Source organism: Streptomyces sp. NPDC047042 (assembly GCF_040644035.1).
Classification (GTDB): Bacteria; Actinomycetota; Actinomycetes; order Streptomycetales; family Streptomycetaceae; genus Streptomyces.
Genome location: NZ_JBEYVP010000012.1, coordinates 73,491 through 90,511 on the forward strand (window position 1 = coordinate 73,491; position 17,021 = coordinate 90,511).

At 68.8% G+C, this 17,021-nt stretch carries 18 protein-coding genes; 11 read left to right on the plus strand and 7 right to left on the minus strand.

Annotation, left to right across the window (positions count from 1 at the left end):
- Nucleotides 1-281: 281 nt before the first annotated feature.
- Nucleotides 282-1,757, minus strand: coding sequence for a DUF6221 family protein (locus tag ABZ855_RS15955; RefSeq protein ID WP_360807058.1), 1,476 nt, complete (start codon nt 1,755-1,757; stop codon nt 282-284).
- Between the two features lie 353 nt (nt 1,758-2,110).
- On the opposite strand from ABZ855_RS15955, the gene ABZ855_RS15960 reads away from it, so the two are divergent.
- The gene (locus tag ABZ855_RS15960; RefSeq protein WP_360807060.1) at nt 2,111-2,404 is read left to right on the plus strand and encodes a hypothetical protein; all 294 of its coding nucleotides are present in this window, start codon (nt 2,111-2,113) and stop codon (nt 2,402-2,404) included.
- A 234-nt stretch (nt 2,405-2,638) separates the two neighbouring features.
- On the opposite strand, the gene ABZ855_RS15965 is transcribed toward ABZ855_RS15960, so the two are convergent.
- Nucleotides 2,639-3,295, minus strand: a complete 657-nt coding sequence (locus tag ABZ855_RS15965) for a TetR/AcrR family transcriptional regulator (RefSeq protein ID WP_360807062.1) — start codon at nt 3,293-3,295, stop codon at nt 2,639-2,641.
- Nucleotides 3,296-3,649: 354 nt separating this feature from the next.
- Here ABZ855_RS15965 and ABZ855_RS15970 point away from each other — a divergent pair, with 354 nt between their 5' ends.
- Together ABZ855_RS15970 and ABZ855_RS15975 are read left to right on the plus strand one after the other, a co-directional pair.
- Complete coding sequence (locus tag ABZ855_RS15970; RefSeq protein WP_360807064.1) at nt 3,650-4,726, plus strand: lipocalin family protein; 1,077 nt, start codon at nt 3,650-3,652, stop codon at nt 4,724-4,726.
- Nucleotides 4,727-4,946: 220 nt separating this feature from the next.
- Nucleotides 4,947-5,198 carry a LysR substrate-binding domain-containing protein gene (locus ABZ855_RS15975; RefSeq protein ID WP_360807319.1) on the plus strand — a complete coding sequence of 84 codons (252 nt, stop codon included), beginning with the start codon at nt 4,947-4,949 and terminating at the stop codon, nt 5,196-5,198.
- Nucleotides 5,199-5,262: 64 nt separating this feature from the next.
- Here the strand turns inward: ABZ855_RS15975 and ABZ855_RS15980 are convergent, their stop codons facing one another.
- Together ABZ855_RS15980 and ABZ855_RS15985 are read right to left on the minus strand one after the other, a co-directional pair.
- Nucleotides 5,263-5,685 (minus strand): heme-binding protein, encoded by a 423-nt coding sequence (locus ABZ855_RS15980; RefSeq protein WP_010356455.1) that lies wholly within the window; start codon nt 5,683-5,685, stop codon nt 5,263-5,265.
- A gap of 119 nt (nt 5,686-5,804) precedes the next feature.
- Nucleotides 5,805-6,446 carry a TetR/AcrR family transcriptional regulator gene (locus tag ABZ855_RS15985; protein ID WP_360807067.1) on the minus strand — a complete coding sequence of 214 codons (642 nt, stop codon included), beginning with the start codon at nt 6,444-6,446 and terminating at the stop codon, nt 5,805-5,807.
- Between the two features lie 211 nt (nt 6,447-6,657).
- On the opposite strand from ABZ855_RS15985, the gene ABZ855_RS15990 reads away from it, so the two are divergent.
- The 8 genes from ABZ855_RS15990 (at nt 6,658) to ABZ855_RS16025 (ending at nt 13,825) form a co-directional block, all read left to right on the plus strand.
- Entirely contained in the window at nt 6,658-7,947 is a 1,290-nt protein-coding gene (locus ABZ855_RS15990) for a Rieske 2Fe-2S domain-containing protein (RefSeq protein WP_360807069.1), read from the plus strand.
- A gap of 9 nt (nt 7,948-7,956) precedes the next feature.
- Complete coding sequence (locus ABZ855_RS15995; protein WP_360807071.1) at nt 7,957-8,922, plus strand: PDR/VanB family oxidoreductase; 966 nt, start codon at nt 7,957-7,959, stop codon at nt 8,920-8,922.
- 32 nt (nt 8,923-8,954) lie between these two features.
- Nucleotides 8,955-9,341, plus strand: a complete 387-nt coding sequence (locus ABZ855_RS16000) for a nuclear transport factor 2 family protein (RefSeq protein WP_360807073.1) — start codon at nt 8,955-8,957, stop codon at nt 9,339-9,341.
- Nucleotides 9,342-9,484: 143 nt separating this feature from the next.
- Complete coding sequence (locus tag ABZ855_RS16005) at nt 9,485-10,975, plus strand: aldehyde dehydrogenase (RefSeq protein ID WP_360807075.1); 1,491 nt, start codon at nt 9,485-9,487, stop codon at nt 10,973-10,975.
- A gap of 68 nt (nt 10,976-11,043) precedes the next feature.
- Nucleotides 11,044-11,166, plus strand: a complete 123-nt coding sequence (locus ABZ855_RS16010) for a hypothetical protein (RefSeq protein ID WP_360807077.1) — start codon at nt 11,044-11,046, stop codon at nt 11,164-11,166.
- Between the two features lie 45 nt (nt 11,167-11,211).
- Nucleotides 11,212-11,808, plus strand: a complete 597-nt coding sequence (locus tag ABZ855_RS16015; RefSeq protein WP_360807079.1) for a nuclear transport factor 2 family protein — start codon at nt 11,212-11,214, stop codon at nt 11,806-11,808.
- Nucleotides 11,808-12,875 (plus strand): maleylacetate reductase, encoded by a 1,068-nt coding sequence (locus tag ABZ855_RS16020; RefSeq protein WP_360807321.1) that lies wholly within the window; start codon nt 11,808-11,810, stop codon nt 12,873-12,875. Before ABZ855_RS16015 ends, ABZ855_RS16020 begins: the two co-directional genes overlap by 1 nt.
- Nucleotides 12,876-12,886: 11 nt before the next feature.
- Nucleotides 12,887-13,825 (plus strand): dioxygenase, encoded by a 939-nt coding sequence (locus ABZ855_RS16025; protein ID WP_360807081.1) that lies wholly within the window; start codon nt 12,887-12,889, stop codon nt 13,823-13,825.
- Nucleotides 13,826-13,897: 72 nt separating this feature from the next.
- On the opposite strand, the gene ABZ855_RS16030 is transcribed toward ABZ855_RS16025, so the two are convergent.
- Genes ABZ855_RS16030 through ABZ855_RS16040 form a run of 3 tightly spaced genes read right to left on the minus strand, consistent with a single transcriptional unit; the run spans nt 13,898 to nt 17,010 of the window.
- Entirely contained in the window at nt 13,898-14,446 is a 549-nt protein-coding gene (locus ABZ855_RS16030; protein ID WP_360807083.1) for a VOC family protein, read from the minus strand.
- Nucleotides 14,447-14,460: 14 nt separating this feature from the next.
- Nucleotides 14,461-15,279 carry an SDR family oxidoreductase gene (locus ABZ855_RS16035; RefSeq protein ID WP_360807084.1) on the minus strand — a complete coding sequence of 273 codons (819 nt, stop codon included), beginning with the start codon at nt 15,277-15,279 and terminating at the stop codon, nt 14,461-14,463.
- Nucleotides 15,280-15,312: 33 nt separating this feature from the next.
- Nucleotides 15,313-17,010 carry a thiamine pyrophosphate-binding protein gene (locus ABZ855_RS16040; RefSeq protein WP_360807086.1) on the minus strand — a complete coding sequence of 566 codons (1,698 nt, stop codon included), beginning with the start codon at nt 17,008-17,010 and terminating at the stop codon, nt 15,313-15,315.
- Nucleotides 17,011-17,021: the final 11 nt, after the last annotated feature.

Here is a 17,021-nt window from a genome sequence, read left to right on the forward strand (position 1 = left end):
CAGCCTTCTCGTCCTCTGAAGGGATTGCCGGGATCTCCGGCATCCGGAACCCACACACATTGGCCCCCATACGGCTCGTTACGACCTTTGCGCCCCAACAGCCGAGCAGGGCCCAGATGAATTGCAACCGCCTGAATGTCGCCTAACCCGGCAGCCTCAGCTCCTGCACCGTCGCCGCACGTGACAGCCTCAAGGTCGCCGCCAGCGTATCGACCCAGCTGAGGAACGACTCCCCGGCGAAGGGAATCGGGACGACACCGAGCCGCCAGACTCGCTCCTGGTCAGCTACGGTCCACCATGTCTCCGCTCGTCCTGCCGGCCGTGTACTCCACGATGGGGTTCGCGGGGCTCTCACCCTGTCGTGGCAGCCACGCTGGTCGAAAGTCCGGGTGGGCGGAGTAGGGCAACAGCAGGCACCGTACGGCGTACCTCAGCGCCTTCCCCTCAATGGTTCGTGGATCGGTGTCCGCGCAGGCGTCCAGGATCAGCCGTTGGGATTCGATCCCCAGCACTCGCAGTTCGTGGTTTCCCTTTTGGAGGCGCTGTTCCTCATCACGGAGCCGGGCGTCGAGGAATCGTAGTCGTGGGTCGGTGCTCGTGATCGGCCCGGAGCGTTCCCGCGAACGTGCCCGGACGGTGAACTGATCCGCGTGCTGTGGACAGTGCGTGCCTCCGTCGGACGCGTCGTTCACTGTCGCGCCGTGCCCCGCCGGAACCCAGGTCCCGCAGCCAGGGTGGTGGCAGTATCCGCCGAAGCGGTTCGCCGGCAGTTGGAATTCGCCATGGCGTAGCGGGAGTCTTGGCTGGGGAGGGCCCCAGTTCGGCCGGACCTTCACCTGTTCTGCCGCCCCGCTGTCCGTCGAGCCGAGCCCGGCCTCGGTTGCGACTTTCAGGGCGGCGGCCACGATCAATGGCCGAGGCTGCCAGCGGAAGCCGTCGGGTGCGTGGTCACTGTCCCACGCCTGGTGAACGACCTTGTCGGTATGAGGAAGGCGCACCGGCCGCTCCGCATCCCACGCATCCTGCATCGAGCGGTACAACGCTCCGAAAAGCTCGTGAATCTGTGCCTGCGTCAGATCTTCCGAACCCTCCAGAAGGCGGTCGATCCGCTGCTGGCAGTCGAGAAGCCGAAGGTCATGGACCGGCTTTGCAGGCATTCGGCGGATGTCACGGCCGCAAGGCCTACTCGGCTTGGAGCGCCCCCAGCCCGGAGCGGGTCCCGGACAGATCCAGGACTGCGGAGTCCCAGGCCGCGGGGGATGAAGTCCGGCGTCACAACCCCGGCATTCCGAGATCAGGTAACGCTGATGCTCCACGCACGCGAAGGACCAAACCAGCCGCCATTTGAGGAGCCATCGGGCGCCGTTCTCCCTCAGACATACCGGGCAGACGTTGGAACGCTGGCGCAACACCATTCGTTGCCAATATCTCCAGCCGGCCAGGGCGTCCTGCCCTTCCGCGTCAGGCTGTGGCAGCGGATCCAGAGCCCCTCCTGCGTAGCGAGCAAGCGTTATACCCCGCACCTGCTCCTCCGTCAGCCCAGTGGTGAGCCAGACGGATCGGACGACGGCGTCGCTGACGTGGTGGCCGAAAGCGTCCGACACCGAAGAGCCATTGGCCATGCCCGTCATCCGCAGTGCCGTGAGTCGGGAAACCTGGTTGAGTCGCGCGAGCGCGTCCACCCAGCTCAGCAGCGACTCACCGGAATACGGCTCGGGCACCAGTGCAAGCCTGCGCAGGGGGCTTCGGACGTTCATGATCTCCTCTCCGCGTTTCCCCAGGGTGCACAGACACTCCCGGAAAGCGGGGACTCCAACCCTTTGAGGCGAGTCGCCCATAGCACTGCCAATCATCACCAGACCGGTGCGGGACTGTCCGGACCGGACAGTCCCGACGACGCCTATGTCACGCCTATGCCCTATCGGAGACCAGTGGATTTCGCCCACCGCCGCCGGCGCACGCACACCATGTCCACCGGGACCCATCACGCAAGCGTGATCCATTCATTGACCCAGGCCGAGAAACTCGGGCCCTGGATCGGGGTCGTGGTGTGCTTCGAGCGGACTTCGTTGAACGAGCGGGCCCAGCCCGCGTCGAAGGGGCCCGTGACATGAACGCAGTGAAGATCATGACGCCGAAGGGCACGGCGATGTCACTGCTCGGTCCGAGGGCGACGTCGAACAGTCCGTTGCGAGGCCCGGCGGATGTCCCGTCCGGCGACTTCGGTGACCCTGCGGCCGCGGCCGCAGGAATCGGTGACAACGTGGGAGCCGGATCCCCTGACTGCTCCGAACAGCACGTTTCTGCTCCTCGTCGACTGCTGCCCGATCACGTCCGGAAGTTCGACACCTTGGGTGCCGACAAGGCACTGCGTACGGATATCGATCAGAACAGCGCGTCGTAGCCCCGGAGCGCCACGGGCCTGCCGACGCACGACTTCCCCTTGTCCTGAGCGGCTCGCGCGTGGCTGACGTTCGAGCGGAGCACCGAGCTGACAGGAGCGAACCCGCCCCGCGCATCAGTCCGCGGCGGGAACAACGGACCGACCAGGGCGGACGACGACGTCGGCACAAGGTGCGCCGGGGCGATCAGCTCACCGATTGCCCCACCCACGGTTCCCCGCCTCGTGCCCAGTGGGTCAGTGGCGTCTTGCTGCCAGCAGGCCGTCCACCACCAGTCCGGCCAGGGCCTCCGCCCTGGCGTGGCGGTCCGCCTGCTGCATGTGTTCCGGGCGCCCCAGGCGCCGGGCGAGAGGTTCCTGGACCAGCCCTGACACGGGAGCGATGATGGCGAAGACCACAACGTCCAGTGGGACCCGCGCCATGCCACCGGAGGCCATCAGCCTCTCGATGCTGGGCACGACGAGGGCGAGCGTCGGCTCGATGTAACGCTGGTAGAGGTAGTCCAGCCGCTCGGTGTCCTGTGCGGACTCGTCCGCCATCAGCATGGCGAGGTACGGCCGACCGACGCTGACGCGGTAGAACTCCATGACGAACTGCCGCACCACGTCCTCGTCGTCACTCCCGGGGACGGGCGGCACCATGCCCTCGAGTTGAGCCCCGAGCGCTGCGTCCACCACGGCTCGCCAGTAGGCCGCCTTGGAGCCGTAGCGGTCGTTGATGAAGGTGGGGCCGACCCCGAGACGGCGGGCGAGTTCCCGCGCCGACGCCCGGTCGTATCCGAGCGTCGCGAACGCCTCCAGGCCCCGGAGCAGGACGTCCCGCTCGGCCGGCACGCCGGTGGAATCCGCCCTGGGACGGCCCGGGCGTCGGGTGGTACTCGGCTGGTCTCCCAAGCATCCTCCTCAGTCGGCTGTACGGGCGCGTGCCCGCCAGTCGGACCAGCGTAGCCGTCCCGATCTTCACGCTTGAGCACCGTCAATGGGTCAGCAACCTCCCCGGATCCGACACCGAGGTTCCCGCCGGGACCTCGCTTGACACGGAGCGAGCAAGGGGTAATCCTACAGGTGTTGGATTTAATCCGGGTCACTCACGGAGGGCCCGCACGAAGCCGCCCGCACCGCCGGGCGGAGCATCCATTTGCCCACCACGCAGATTTCCCTCAACCCGGCATCGCGACCTCGGATAGTACGAAACCGTTTCGTACACAACGGATCGCGCCAGTTCAGGGAACGGCACAAGGAGCCATCATGCGTAAGACCACCGTCGGTGCGGCCACTGTCGCCTCCGCGCTCATCGCCTCGATCACCCTCGCCGCGGGAGGGACAGCCACCGCGACGACCGCCGACTCGACCGCGGCGCACCCCATCGCCGCCCAGAAGGGGCTGTCCCAGACCAGCATCCCGACCCTCGTCGATCCTGCTGCGGGCCTCACCTACGACCCCGACCAGCCCAACCAGTCCTGGTACCTGACCGCGCACGTGACCGCGGGGGGCCACCGGTACGGCTTCCTGGTCCACTACCTCAACGCCAACTTCGGCACGCAGGGCAGCGCCATCTCGAAGGTGTCGGTGATTAACGAGGAGACGGGCTGGTACACGAAGTCGGAGACCCCCCTCCCCCTCGGAACAGGTCTGTCCGACAAGCAGGGGGTGGACATCCACACCGACAACGTCACCTGGACCGGCGATGCCAAGGAGATGAAGCTGCGCGCCAAGGTCCCCGAGGGGACCATCGACGTCACGCTGCGCCCTCGCGGAAACGTTCTCTACAACCTGGGGACGGGATACTTCCCCATGTTCGGTGACGCGAAGTACTCGAACTACGAGTACGCCCTGCCCACGGTGGACACCTCCGGGACCCTGACCCTCAACGGCCGCGCCGAGAAGGTCCGCGGGCAGTCCTGGCTGGACCGCCAGTGGGGACCTCTGCCGGATCTCACCACGGGTCGCGCCTCCTGGTCCTGGATGAACCTCAACCTGTCCAACGGCGACAAGGTCAGCGTCTGGAACCAGCAGTACGACGGCAAGAAGAACAACTTCGCGACCATCCTGAAGCCCGACGGCACCCAGACCCTCACCGAGGCGACCCTCACGCCAGACGAGTCCACCCGCTGGACCAGCCCGGCCAGCGGCAAGAGCTACCCCACGCGTTGGAAGGTCACCATCCCCGGCGAGCACGCCAAGCTGAACGTCGAGGTCTACGCCGAGGACCAGGAACTGCTGGTCCCGGGCCCCGGCTATGAAGGCAGCGCCAAGGTCGCCGGCACCTACGACCACCGCCCGGTCACCGGCACCACGTACGTCGAAATCACCAGCGGAAAGTAGCGCCGACTCGTCGATGGCCTCGGCGCCGCCCTTACAGGGGAGGCGCCGAGGCCATAGGCAGGTACCCGGCTACGCGGAAAACGCCAAGGCAGCGTGATGCCGAGGCGCTCTGCGAGTTCGCCGGCGCTGACGCCGTACGTCTCGCGGATCCGTACACCCTCGGGGCCGACGTCGAAGACGCCGTGGTCCGTGTGGACGCGACTGATGCAGCCCGTTCCTCCTGCGCGACGTCGGCGTCGAGCCGCGCATCCGCCACGAGGTCGGCGAGACATCAACGCTGGTCACGCTCATGGCCGGCGGGCTCGGCGTCGCCGTCGTACCCGAACCTGTGACCGCGTTGGCGCTCGACGACGTCGCCTACCTTCTCCCGGCAGGGGCCGACGCACACGTGGAGCCGGCCGTCGCCCACCGAGCCGACCGCACTGAGCCGCTCCTGGCGCGTACCGTGGGAATCATCCGTGCGGTGATCTGAGAACCAGGGACCTCTGTACTCCGGCGACGCCCCCAGGTTGCCCCTGGCTCACCAGGAACAGGGCCTACGCGACGATCTTCGCCACGGAGTCACGAGCCTGGTTCGCAATGCGGTCGTCCGTGGTGTCGTCCGCCCCGCCCACCCCGATGGCGCCGATGACCTCGCCGTCGGCCGTCACGATCGGCACGCCGCCGGCGACCGGCAGAAGGTTGGCATCGACCAGGTGGGGAGGCGCCACCCGCATCTGCGGGGACGCGGCGAAGGCCGCGAACTTGGCGGTCGGGACACCGCTCACTGCCGAGGTGTAGGCCTTGCGTCGCGCGGTCTCCACACCGAGCAGGCCGACGCCGTCGTCACTGAGCAGAACCTTGGTGACGCCGCTTCGGTTGACCACGACAGCGCATACCTTGTGCCCCTCCGCCCTGCCTGCTTCCAGAGCGGCGAGTGCGGCGCCGTGGGCGATCTCGTAGCTGAGCGGCTCTCGCATGGAGCGGTTCCTTCCCTGGCGACCGCATGGTCGAGCGGCCGTCTTCCGTGGCGGAAGCCCAGTATGTCGCCGCCAGCCATAAATGTGAAGCGGGGCTCGCATTCACATCGGATCACGACTCACGGCGCCGGCCTGCCGAGCAGGTACAGGCAGGCGACGTTCACCAGCTCTTCCGTGAGCTGACGCCACGTCAGCGGCCGGTCGGACTCGAAGAGATCGCCGTACAGCACACGGTTCTGGCAGGTCCCGTAGATCAGGCGGTAGACGACGTCCAGGCGTCGCTCCGGCTCCGGCGCGTCGACCATCGGGACGATCGGCTCCAGGAACCGGCGGAAGACCCGGTCGGCATCGATGGCGGCCTCCGAGCCGACCCGGGCCACCCCGGGATCGGTCGCGCCCGCGGCCAGGAAGACGCGCATCAGCCGCTCGTGCGCCTGATAGGTCTCGGTGAGCCCGGTGACCGCCGAGGTGACCAGCGCAACCGGGTCCGTACTCAGCGGGGTGAAGCGGCGGATGATGTCGGCGCGGAACTCCTCGATCATGTCGTGCTGCAGAGCCGCGATCAGGCGGTCCTTGTCACCGAACCGCCGGTAGACGCTGCCCACCGAGACGCCCGCCCGAGAGGCGACGGCCGCGACGGTGAGCGCCTCGGTACCGCCCTGTTCGAGGAGGGCCGTACCCGCCTCCAGGATCCGCTGCTGGGTCAGCCGACTGCGGGCCTGCTGCGCCGGCGGCAGATCGAGTGACGGTTCGGTACTCACCGTCCCAGCCTATACACGGTCGGCATCCGCCCCGGCGGCATGCCTGCCCGGCCCACTCGCGAACACGGCTCTTGACGTCCACGAGACGTAATGCGAATGTGAATCCACAATCCTATTCGAGGACCGCACACGACGGTGCCCTCGCAGGTGAGCCGCCACACCCCTGCACGCGCTACGCGTTGTGCGCCCGAGCCGCACGGGAGACAGCACGATGACCACCACTTCAGAGATCGACACCGGCACGGCCTACGGCCGCCCGAAGCCCTCGTACAACGCCCGGCTGCGTGAGGTCGGGCCCGGTACGCCCATGGGCGAGGCACTGCGCCGCTACTGGCACCCCGTCGCCAGCTCGGAGACGCTCGTCGCCGGCGCCCTGCCGCAGAAGACCCGCGTCCTGGGCGAGGACCTGGTCGTCTTCCGGGACGGACAGGGCAACCCCGGTGTCGTGATCGAGCGCTGCACCCACCGTGGCGCCAGCCTCTTCTACGGCCGCGTCGAGGACGACGGCATCCGCTGCTGCTACCACGGCTGGAAGTTCGACGTCCAGGGCCGCTGTATCGAGCAGGCGTGCGAGCCGAGCCTGGGGCGCAGGCGCGACGCGGCCCGTCAGCCCTGGTACCCCGTCGAGGAGCGCTACGGCCTGGTCTTCGTCTACATGGGACCGCCCGACCTCAAGCCCGAACTCCCCCGCTACGACGTGCTGGAGAACCTCGAGGACGACGAGAGGTACTTCGCGAGCTGGCCGGTCCCGCACGCGGCGGTCCTCGGTATGCCGGGGGACTTCAGCTGGCTCAACATGTACGAGAACGGCGCCGACCCGACGCACGTCACCTGGCTGCACTCCTCGCACAGCGGGTACCAGATGCTGGGCACCGGCACCTTCGGCTACCCCGAGAGCTTCTTCGACCCGGCCACCATCGCCGAGCGTGTCTCGTACGAGCGCACCGACCACGGCGTGAAGTACGTCCAGCGGTTCGAGGTCGAGGGCGAGGACGGCGGGGCAACCGAGTTCGGCTTCGCGGTCGAGCAGCACCTGCCCAACGTCTTCGGCCTGCCGGACTACGTACGGATGACCCCGGACCGGCAGGACCAGCTGCTGTGGGTCGTGCCCTCGGACGACACCAGCCACCGGCTCTTCTTCTCGATCCGCACGAACGATCCCGAGCGCATGATCCGCTTCGTGATCGGCATCACGCAGAACGGCAAGCAGAACCACGAGCTGACAGACGAGGAGCGCCACCTGTTTCCCGGTGACGCGGAGGCCCAGGGCTCGCAGGGAGCGATCACCCTGGACTCCGAGGAGACCCTGGTCACCGGAGACCGCGGTGTCGTCATGCTGCGCCGCATGCTGCTCACGATGGTCGACGACGTCGAGGCCGGGCGCGACCCGATCAACATCGTCCGTGACACGTCCGAGGTCCACCGCCACCAGTCAGGCCTGTTCACCCTCGGCAAACGCCCGGCGAACGACGCCGACGCCAACGCCACGGCTGGAATCTGAGCGAGCACCATGAGCAACGAGTGGCTCGACACCATCGTGATCGCCCGGCGCGACGCGACCGCGCGGATCGTGGTGCTCGACCTGATCAGTCCCGACGGAGCCGAGCTCCCGGAGTTCGCCGCCGGCGCCCATGTCGACGTCCTCCTGGACGGTGAGGGCTGCGCCGGACTGGTCCGCCAGTATTCGCTGTGCGGGCCGCCGCACGACCGCACCCGGTACCAGCTGGCCGTGCTGGCCGAGACGGCGTCGCGCGGCGGCTCCCTCGGGATGCACCGGCTCCGCGCGGGTGACCGGCTGCGGATCTCGCGTCCGCGCAACAGGTTCGGAGTCTCGGACCGGGCCCGTCGCCATCTGCTGGTGGCGGGCGGTATCGGTGTCACTCCCCTGCTGGCCATGACGCACGTGCTTCAGGTCACGGGCGCCGAGTACGAGTTGCACTACTGCGCCCGCGGTCGTGCGGACGCGGCGTTCGTCGACGAGTTGGAGCGCAACCCCCGGGTACGGCTGCACTTCGACGACGGCCCGGACGACCAGCGCTTCAGCGCCGGCGACCTCGGCCTGCCCGACCCGGACACGGCGGTCTACGTGTGCGGGCCCGGAGGCTTCATGGACTTCGTGATCTCCTCCGCGCAGGGAGCGGGATGGCCCGCCGAAGCGATCTACAAGGAACGCTTCGCACCCGTGCAGGACGCCGAAGCGCACACGCAGGGCGGCGCGTTCACGGTGCGGCTCGCCAAATCCGGCGGCGAGTACGAGATCAAGGACGGCGAGAGCGTCCTCGACGTCCTGCTCGCGGAGGGCGTCGACGCCCCCTACTCCTGCCGGCAGGGGATCTGCGGCGAGTGCATCGTGCGCGTGCTGGCGGGAGAGCCCGACCACCGCGACGACATCTTGACCGACCGTGAACGCGCCAACGGCATGTTCACCACGTGCTCGTCCCGAGCACTCTCACCGATTCTGGAGTTGGACCTGTGACGACCGCATCCACCACATCCAGCCCATCCACCATGCCCAGCAAGGCGGTTCAGGCGGTCGAGCAGGCGGAGGCCGCCTGGCTGGTGGCACTCACCGAGGGCGAGGAGGCGATGACCGCCCTCATGCTCGACGACAGCCGGGCGGTCCACGGCCCCGTGGGGAAGATCGACGATGCAAAGACTTTCGCCCACTTCACCTGGACTCGCCGACGCCACGTCTTCGCGAGGGCCGAGGAGCTCAGCATCACCGTGCGCGGCAACACCGCGATCACCACGTGTCTCCAGGAGATGCACATCGTCTTCGACGAGAACCTCCCGCCGTTCCCGGTGCAGGAGGCCGTGACACGCGTGTGGGAGGAGACCGCCGAGGGCTGGCGCCTGGCACACATGCACCAGGCCAAGCGCATGCCGCCGGTCTGACATCCCGCACGGCGGGCGGCCGTGTCCTCACGCCGCTGTTCGATGAACGGACAAGAGGGTTCGGGGCAGGCCGTCGGCCGAAGAGAGTTCGACATGCAGTTTTCGTGCGGCAGTGAGCCGCTGTCGTGGAGATGAGGCAACACATGTCAGCCACTGAGATCGAGGCGCCCCCGTCCGGCGCGGTCCGGACCAGCGACCTCCTCATCGCGGGCGAGCGCGTCGCGGCCCGGGACGGCCGCTACTACGAGACGACCGAGGCCCTGACCGGCGAACCGATCGCACGGGTCGCCGCGGCCTCCGTCGAGGACGTCAACCTCGCGGTGGACGCCGCAGCCGGCGCCCTCGCGGAGTGGTCGGGCCTTCCGCCCGCCGCCCGTCGGTCGGTACTGGAGCGGGCGGCCACCCTGCTCGGCGAACGCACCGACGACATCGTCGCCACCATGAGCCGCGAAATGGGCGCCACCCTGCCCTGGTGCGGCTTCAACGTGCACGTCGCCAAGGGCATGCTGGTCGAGGCGGCGGCCCAGGCCTACGCGGCCATCGGCGAGGTCATCCCCTCGGACGTACCCGGCCTCACCGCCCTCGGCGTACGTCAGCCGGTCGGTGTCGTCGTCGGCATCGCACCGTGGAACGCCCCGCTGATCCTCGGCGTGCGCGCCATCGTGTGGCCGCTGGTGTGGGGCAACACCGTGGTACTGAAGTCCTCCGAGCAGACACCGCTCACCCAGGCCGCCATCGTCCAGGTGCTGCACGACGCCGGCGTGCCCGCCGGAGCGGTCAACCTCATCAGCAACGCGCCCCAGGACGGCCCGGCCGTCGTCGAGGCGCTGATCGCCCACCCCGCCGTGACCCGCGTGAACTTCACCGGATCCAGCAAGGTGGGCCGTGTCATCGGCGAACTCGGCGGTCGCCACCTGACCCGCGTGGTCCTCGAACTCGGCGGCAAGGCACCCTTCCTGGTGCTTCCCGACGCCGATCTGGAGGAGGCCGCCGCCGCGGCCAGTTTCGGCGCCTTCATGAACCAGGGCGAGATCTGCATGTCCACCGAGCGCGTCATCGTCAACAGGAGTGTCGCCGACGAACTCTCCTCCCGACTGGCCGAGCGTGCCGCCAAGCTGGTCGTCGGGCCCCCGAGCGACCCCGGCTCACAGATCGGCCCGCTGGTCCACGCCGCCGCCCGCGACCACGTCGTCGCGCTGATCGAGGACGCCCGTGACAAGGGTGCCCAGGTCCTGACCGGGGGCACGGCCGACGGTCTGTTCGTGAAGCCCACCGTGCTGCGCGGTGTCACGCCGGACATGCGTATCTACAGCGAGGAGTCCTTCGGCCCGGTCGTCTCGATCATCGAGGTGGACTCGACCGACGAAGCCGTCGCGGTCGCCAACGACACCGAGTACGGCCTATCCGCCGCGGTCTTCGGCAGGGACGCGGCGGCGGCGCTCGACGTGGCCCGCCGGATCAGGTCCGGCATCTGCCACATCAACGGTGCCACCGTGCACGACGAGCCACAGATGCCGTTCGGTGGCGTCGGCGCCAGCGGCTGGGGCCGCTTCGGCTCCCGCGCCGCGCTGGAGGAGTTCACCGAATTGCGCTGGATCACCATCCAGTCCGGATCCCGCCACTACCCCATCTGATGACACGAGGCCGCGGGTGGGGCACGCATGACTGCCGTGCGCCCCACCCGCAACCTCCGCTCCCCCGGATGTGGTTCCTCGCCGCGGCTTTCAGCCCCTCGGTGGGAGCCGCATGGCTGGCGGACGCCCTGGAGACGCAAGCCTCCCGACAACTCGACCGGGAACTGGAGGAGTTCTTCCGGTCTCTCTGACGAGACCCCTGTACCGGGGATCTCCACCCCTCCAAGGAGTCAGCGATGTCGCAGAGCGACAAGGACCGCCACGAGATCCGGCAGCTCGTCGAGAACTGGGCGCTGTGGCGCGACGCCGGCGACTGGGACCGCTTCGCCACGGTGTGGCACCCTCGCGACGGCTGGATGAGCGCCACCTGGTTCCAGGGCAGCGCCACCGACTTCGTCGAAGCCAGTCGTGAGGGCTTCGAGAACGGAGTCAGCATTCTCCATTTCCTCGGCGGTCACACCGCGGACATCAGCGGCGACCGGGCCATCGCCCAGACCAAGATGACCATCAACCAGCGCGCCGCAATCGACGACGTGGAGGTCGACGTCGTCTGCACCGGCCGCTTCTACGACTTCCTCTCACGCCACCAGGGGCACTGGACCCTCGTACGCCGACAGCCGATCTACGAGAAGGACCGGCTCGACGTCGTCGACCCCGCTGCCTCACTCACGCTCGACCCCGACCTCCTCAACCGGTTCCCGACCGGCTACCGGCACCTGGCCTACCTGCAGACCAAGGCGGGTTTCATGGTCAAGCAAGGACTCCCCGGCCTCACCGGCCCGGCGGTCGAGCAGCTCTACTCGGAAGGCAAGCAGTGGCTGACGGAAGCCTGATGCGGTTCACCCACGAGACCCTTCCCCAACGGGTCGTGTTCGCAGCGGGGGGATCGCCTGCCGCCGTGGCGGCGGAGGTCGAGGCACTCGGCGGTACCAGGGTCATGTTGATCGCGTCGGACCGCGAGAAGGAACTGGCCGACCCGATCGACAAGGAGATCGCGGTCGTCCTGCGTCACGAGGAGGTCGTGATGCACGTACCGGTGGAGGTCGCGGAGCGAGCCCGTCGGGCCGCGGCGGACGCCGGCGCGGACATCCTGGTCAGCGTCGGGGGCGGCTCGACCACGGGCCTGGCCAAGGCCGTGGCGATGACCACCGGTCTGCCGATCGTCGCGGTTCCCACCACCTACGCGGGCTCCGAGGCGACCAACGTGTGGGGCCTGACCGAGGGCGAGACCAAGACCACCGGTGTGGACGACAAAGTGCTGCCCGCCTCGGTGGTGTACGACGCCGCCCTGCTGACCACACTGCCCGGCGACATGACCGTGGCCAGCGGCCTGAACGCGATGGCCCACTGCGTCGACTCGATGTGGGGACCGCGCGCCGACCCGATCGACCGGGCACTGGCCCAGGAGGGCATCCGCGCACTGGCGACCGGCCTGCCCGCGGTCGCGGTGGACTCGACGAGCGTCCAGGGCATCGAGCAGACGTTGTACGGCGCCTACCTCTCCGCCGTTTCCTTCGCCTCGGCCGGCTCCGGTATGCACCACAAGATCTGCCACGTCCTCGGCGGCATGTTCAACCTCCCCCACGCCCAGACCCACGCGGTGGTCCTGCCTTACGTACTGGCCTTCAACGCCCCGCACGCCCCGGAGGCGGAGGCTCGGATCGCCCAGGCCCTCGGCACGGTCTTCCGCACCCGGACGGCGAACGGCGGCCTGGCCGCCCTGCGCCGGGCCCTGGACGCACCGAAGGCGCTGCGCGACTACGGCATGCCCGAGGACGGCATCGCCAAAGCACTGGAGCCGATCATCAAGGCGATCCCGGCCAACAACCCCACTCCCGTCACCCACGCCAACCTGACCCTGCTGCTGCGGGCGGCGTGGGCAGGCGAACCGATCAGCTGAAAGAGGCCATCATGGCTACCTACGTCAACCCCGACTCGACCCGGACCGACGACGCCGGCACGATCCACCGCGAGGTGTCGCCGGACCAACAGGCGGTCGAGCAGCGGCTGGTGGACAATGTCGTCGCCTCCTTCGACGCCTGCGACGACGCACGGCTGAAGGAACTCATGGTCGGTCTGGTCAAGCACCTGCACTCCTTCATCCGTGAGGTCCGGCTGACCGAGGACGAGTGGGGACAGGCGATCGGGTTCCTCACCCGGGCCGGCCACATCACCGACGACGTACGGCAGGAGTTCATCCTGCTGTCCGACACCCTCGGCGCGAGCATGCAGACGATCAACGTCAACAACCAGGCCTACAAGGGCGCCACGGAGGCGACCGTGTTCGGACCGTTCTTCGTCGAGGACGCCCCACGGATCGAACTCGGCGAGGACGTGGCCTTCGGCGCCCCCGGCGAGCCCTGCTGGGTCGAGGGCACCGTCACCGACACCGACGGCACCCCGCTCTCCGGCGCGCGGATCGAGGTCTGGGAGGCCGACGAGGACGGGCTGTACGACGTGCAGTACGACGCCGGAAAGCGCGCAGGCCGGGCGCATCTGTTCTCGGCGGCCGACGGCACGTACCGCTTCTGGGGCCTGACGCCGACGCCGTACCCGATCCCCGATGACGGGCCCGTCGGCAAGATGCTCGACGCGGTCGGCCGTTCGCCGCTGCGCGCCGCCCACCTGCACTTCATGGTCTCCCACGAGGGCGCGCGCACGCTGGTGACGCACATCTTTCCCGAGGGTGACCCGATCGGCTTCAAGGACACCGTGTTCGGCGTGAAGGACTCCCTGATCAAGCGATTCGAGCGGCAGCCCGCCGGCACACCGACACCCGACGGCCGTGGCATCGACGGCACGTGGAGCCGGGTGCGCTTCGACATCGTTCTCGCGCCCACGGGTGTGTGACCGCGAGACCCCGGACATCACGAAGGAGGGGCGGTCCGACCGGACCGCCCCTCCTTCGTGATGGCAGCATGGTCAGTCCGGCAGCAACTCCGCGAAGTCCCGGACGGGTCGCGACCCGTCCCAGTCGACCGATGCCCGCCAGACAGCTGTGAACATCTGCCGTGTCATCTCGTTGTCCTGGACCAGCTCGATCATCCCCGGGGCATCTTCACCACCGTCCAGGAAGAAGACGTCGCCGCCCGGGGCCACATCGTGGAAACGCACCACCGCCCCACTCGCCTCGCGCTGTACGACCTCCGCCTTGACGTCCGGCACGACCTTGGCGACATGGTGGAAGCCGTAACCGTGGCGTTCGTAGGCGTCCTTGTAGATGGAAGGCTCGTCGTCGAGGGTCTGGACGAGCTCGATCATCATGTGCCCCGAGAAGGCGAGCGCGAGGGCGAACTCGGCCTTCCCGGGCTCGCCGCGGTAGGTGGAACCCTCGCCGCCGATCCTCTGGTTCACGAACCAGGGGCCGACGCCGAGTTGGCCGGTCCACCAGCGCATCGCGGTGGTGAGGTCGGGGACGGCGTACGCGAACTGGACGACGGCGTCGGTCGGTTGGCCGAAGGGGAACTCCACGGTGGTGGTCCTCTCTAGGCCGACGGGCGGATGAAGCTGGTGATGCCGCCGTCCACCACGAGGGAGGCACCGGTGATGTAGCCGGCTTCGGACGAGGCCAGGAAGAGTACGGCGTCGGCGAGTTCGTCCGGTTCACCCTCGCGGAGCATGGGAGTGCTGAGCCTGATCCGCTCCCGGAAGGCGTCCGCTCCCCCGGGCGCCAGACCCGTCGTACGGGAGGCGATGTCGGTGTTCATGCCGGCCGGAATGACGATGTTGACGCGGATACCGTCGGCGACGACCTCGGCGGCGAGAATGCGCGTCAGGTGCTCCAGTGCGGCCTTGCTGGCTCCGTAGGCGGCGGTTCCCGCGCTGGCCCTTCGGCCGGCCGCCGAGCCGCAGAAGACGACGGCCCCGCCGGATGCGAGCAAGGGCTTCAGGCCCTGCATGAGGAAGAACGAGCCCTTGACGTTGGTGTCGAACACCCTGTCCCAGGTGGCTTCGTCCATGTCGTCGAGGCGCTTCATGCCGGCGTGCCCCGCGTTGATGTAGGCGGCGTCCACGTGGTCGACCTCCGCGGCGACCTCGGCGAGCGCCGCCTTGATGCCGGCCACCGAGGAGAGGTCGGCCGCGACGGTGATCGTGCCGTCGCCGATGAGACCGCTCGCGACCTTCAGTTGGTCCGGGTCCCGCGCGATGACGACCACGCGCGCGCCCTCCCGCGCGAAGGCCCGGGCGGCTGCCAGGCCCAGTCCTCTGCTGCCGCCGGTGACGAGGCAGGTCTTCCCGAGGAACCGCCGGCGCCGGTCCCCGACGGCGGGGTCGCGGGACTCGGTGTCAGTCGTGGCGTTCATGATTCCTCCTTCATGGGGGTCAGGAGTGGCGGTTCACGCGTCGATCTCGACGCCGCCGAACGGAGCGCCGCCGTTGAGGACACGCTCCTCCGGAGGAATGGGCGCGAGACTCACGCGTACGTCGATGCAGGTCGGCCGGCGGGCCGCGAGGGCCGCCTCGATCGCGGGGCGCAGCTGGTCCAGGTCGGTGACGTCGACGCCGTCCGCGCCGAGGGCCCGGGCCACACCGCTGTAGGAGCCGTTCTCCAGGCGGTTGTTGGTGACGCGGTCCTGTCCGAAGAAGAACTGCTGGGTGTGCAGGGTGGCGCCCCAGGCCCGGTTGTTCAGCACGATCACGACGACCGGGAGCCCCGCCCGGACGAGGGAGTCGAACTCGGCGAGGCTGTAGCCGACAGCACCGTCTCCGGTGACGAGGATCGTCGCCTTGTCGGGATGCGCGTACTGCGCCCCCAGCGCCACACCGAAGTTGCTGCCCATCGCACTGAGGTAGCCGTGGCCGAGGTAGTGGGCCAGCGGCGCGAGCGCGATCGTCTCGGAGAGCCACAGCTCGGTCAGAGCACCGTCGACGACCACCGTGGCCTGGTCGGGAACGCTCTCGGCGATCGTACGGACCGCGAGGTAGGGGTGGATCGCGGCGTCCTCGTGCTGCTCGGTCTCGTCGGCGAGCGCGGAGCGCCGGGTGGTGGAGATGTCCCGCAGGGCCGTGAGCCGGTCCTCGCGCCCCGACGGAACGGGGCTGTCGCCCAGGCGCTCGTTCAGCAGGCCGATCGTGCCGACCGGGTCGGCCTGGACGCCGAGTTCGACGTCCTGCAGACGGCCGAGCTCACGGCCGTCCGGGTCGATCTGGAAGATCCGCGCGCTCTTCGGGAGGAGTCTGCCGGTGCCGAACTGGGTGGCCATGCCGAAGCGCAGCCCGAGCATCAGGACCAGGTCGGGGCGCTCGTCCTCGGGGACGGTGGCCAGGGTCTGGAGGAGGCCGACGTGCTGTGCGGAGCCGGCGATCGCCCCGAGGCCCTCCCAGTCGGAGAAGAGGGGCACTCCGGTACGGGCGGCGAAATCGTGCAACTGTGCCCGCGCCTCGGCGGTGACGAAGGACTTTCCGACCAGCGCGATCGGGCGCCGGGCGGTGCTGAGCGCCTCGATGATGCGGTCGACGGCACCGGCGGGGGATACGCCGATGCCGTCGACCTCGACGCGGTGGTCGTCGACATCGTCGACGTCCACCGACTGGCGCAGGACGTCCCAGGGAATGTCCAGGAGCACCGGGCCCTTGGGCTCCGACTGCGCGATACGGATCGCCTGGGCGACCAGTCGCGGGATCAGCTCGATACGGGTGACGCGGTGCGCGAACTTGGTCACCGGGGCCGCCATGGCGACCTGGTCGAACCCGGCCTGCTGGTCGTTGACCTCGTCCATCTCCAGCGGGGCCGATCCCGCGATGTAGAGGACGGGGGTCCGGTCCAGGTGGGCGTTGGCGACCGAGGTCAGGACGTTGGTGAAGCCGCCCCCGGCAGTGACGACGGCGACGCCCAACTGTCCGGTGACCCGTGCGTATCCCTCGGCCGCGTGGCCGGCGTTCATCTCGTGCCGTACGTCGACGACCCGCAGCTTGGCGTCCAGGGCGTCCTGGAGGATGCCGTCGATGTGCGCTCCGGGCAGACCGAAGGCCACGTCGACCCCGGCTCGCCGCAAGGTTCTGACGACGAGCCCACTACCGGTTGCGGTTGCCATGCGATGGTCCG

What these genes read in the sequence shown, in the direction of transcription:
- ABZ855_RS15955 (WP_360807058.1), bottom strand. Translation starts at nt 1,757, where the DNA reads ATGAACGTCCGAAGCCCCCTGCGCAGGCTTGCACTGGTGCCCGAGCCG.
- ABZ855_RS15960 (WP_360807060.1), top strand. Translation starts at nt 2,111, where the DNA reads ATGAACGCAGTGAAGATCATGACGCCGAAGGGCACGGCGATGTCACTG.
- ABZ855_RS15970 (WP_360807064.1), top strand. Translation starts at nt 3,650, where the DNA reads ATGCGTAAGACCACCGTCGGTGCGGCCACTGTCGCCTCCGCGCTCATC.
- ABZ855_RS15980 (WP_010356455.1), bottom strand. Translation starts at nt 5,685, where the DNA reads ATGCGAGAGCCGCTCAGCTACGAGATCGCCCACGGCGCCGCACTCGCC.
- ABZ855_RS15990 (WP_360807069.1), top strand. Translation starts at nt 6,658, where the DNA reads ATGACCACCACTTCAGAGATCGACACCGGCACGGCCTACGGCCGCCCG.
- ABZ855_RS15995 (WP_360807071.1), top strand. Translation starts at nt 7,957, where the DNA reads ATGAGCAACGAGTGGCTCGACACCATCGTGATCGCCCGGCGCGACGCG.
- ABZ855_RS16000 (WP_360807073.1), top strand. Translation starts at nt 8,955, where the DNA reads ATGCCCAGCAAGGCGGTTCAGGCGGTCGAGCAGGCGGAGGCCGCCTGG.
- ABZ855_RS16005 (WP_360807075.1), top strand. Translation starts at nt 9,485, where the DNA reads ATGTCAGCCACTGAGATCGAGGCGCCCCCGTCCGGCGCGGTCCGGACC.
- ABZ855_RS16010 (WP_360807077.1), top strand. Translation starts at nt 11,044, where the DNA reads ATGTGGTTCCTCGCCGCGGCTTTCAGCCCCTCGGTGGGAGCCGCATGG.
- ABZ855_RS16015 (WP_360807079.1), top strand. Translation starts at nt 11,212, where the DNA reads ATGTCGCAGAGCGACAAGGACCGCCACGAGATCCGGCAGCTCGTCGAG.
- ABZ855_RS16020 (WP_360807321.1), top strand. Translation starts at nt 11,808, where the DNA reads ATGCGGTTCACCCACGAGACCCTTCCCCAACGGGTCGTGTTCGCAGCG.
- ABZ855_RS16025 (WP_360807081.1), top strand. Translation starts at nt 12,887, where the DNA reads ATGGCTACCTACGTCAACCCCGACTCGACCCGGACCGACGACGCCGGC.
- ABZ855_RS16035 (WP_360807084.1), bottom strand. Translation starts at nt 15,279, where the DNA reads ATGAACGCCACGACTGACACCGAGTCCCGCGACCCCGCCGTCGGGGAC.
- ABZ855_RS16040 (WP_360807086.1), bottom strand. Translation starts at nt 17,010, where the DNA reads ATGGCAACCGCAACCGGTAGTGGGCTCGTCGTCAGAACCTTGCGGCGA.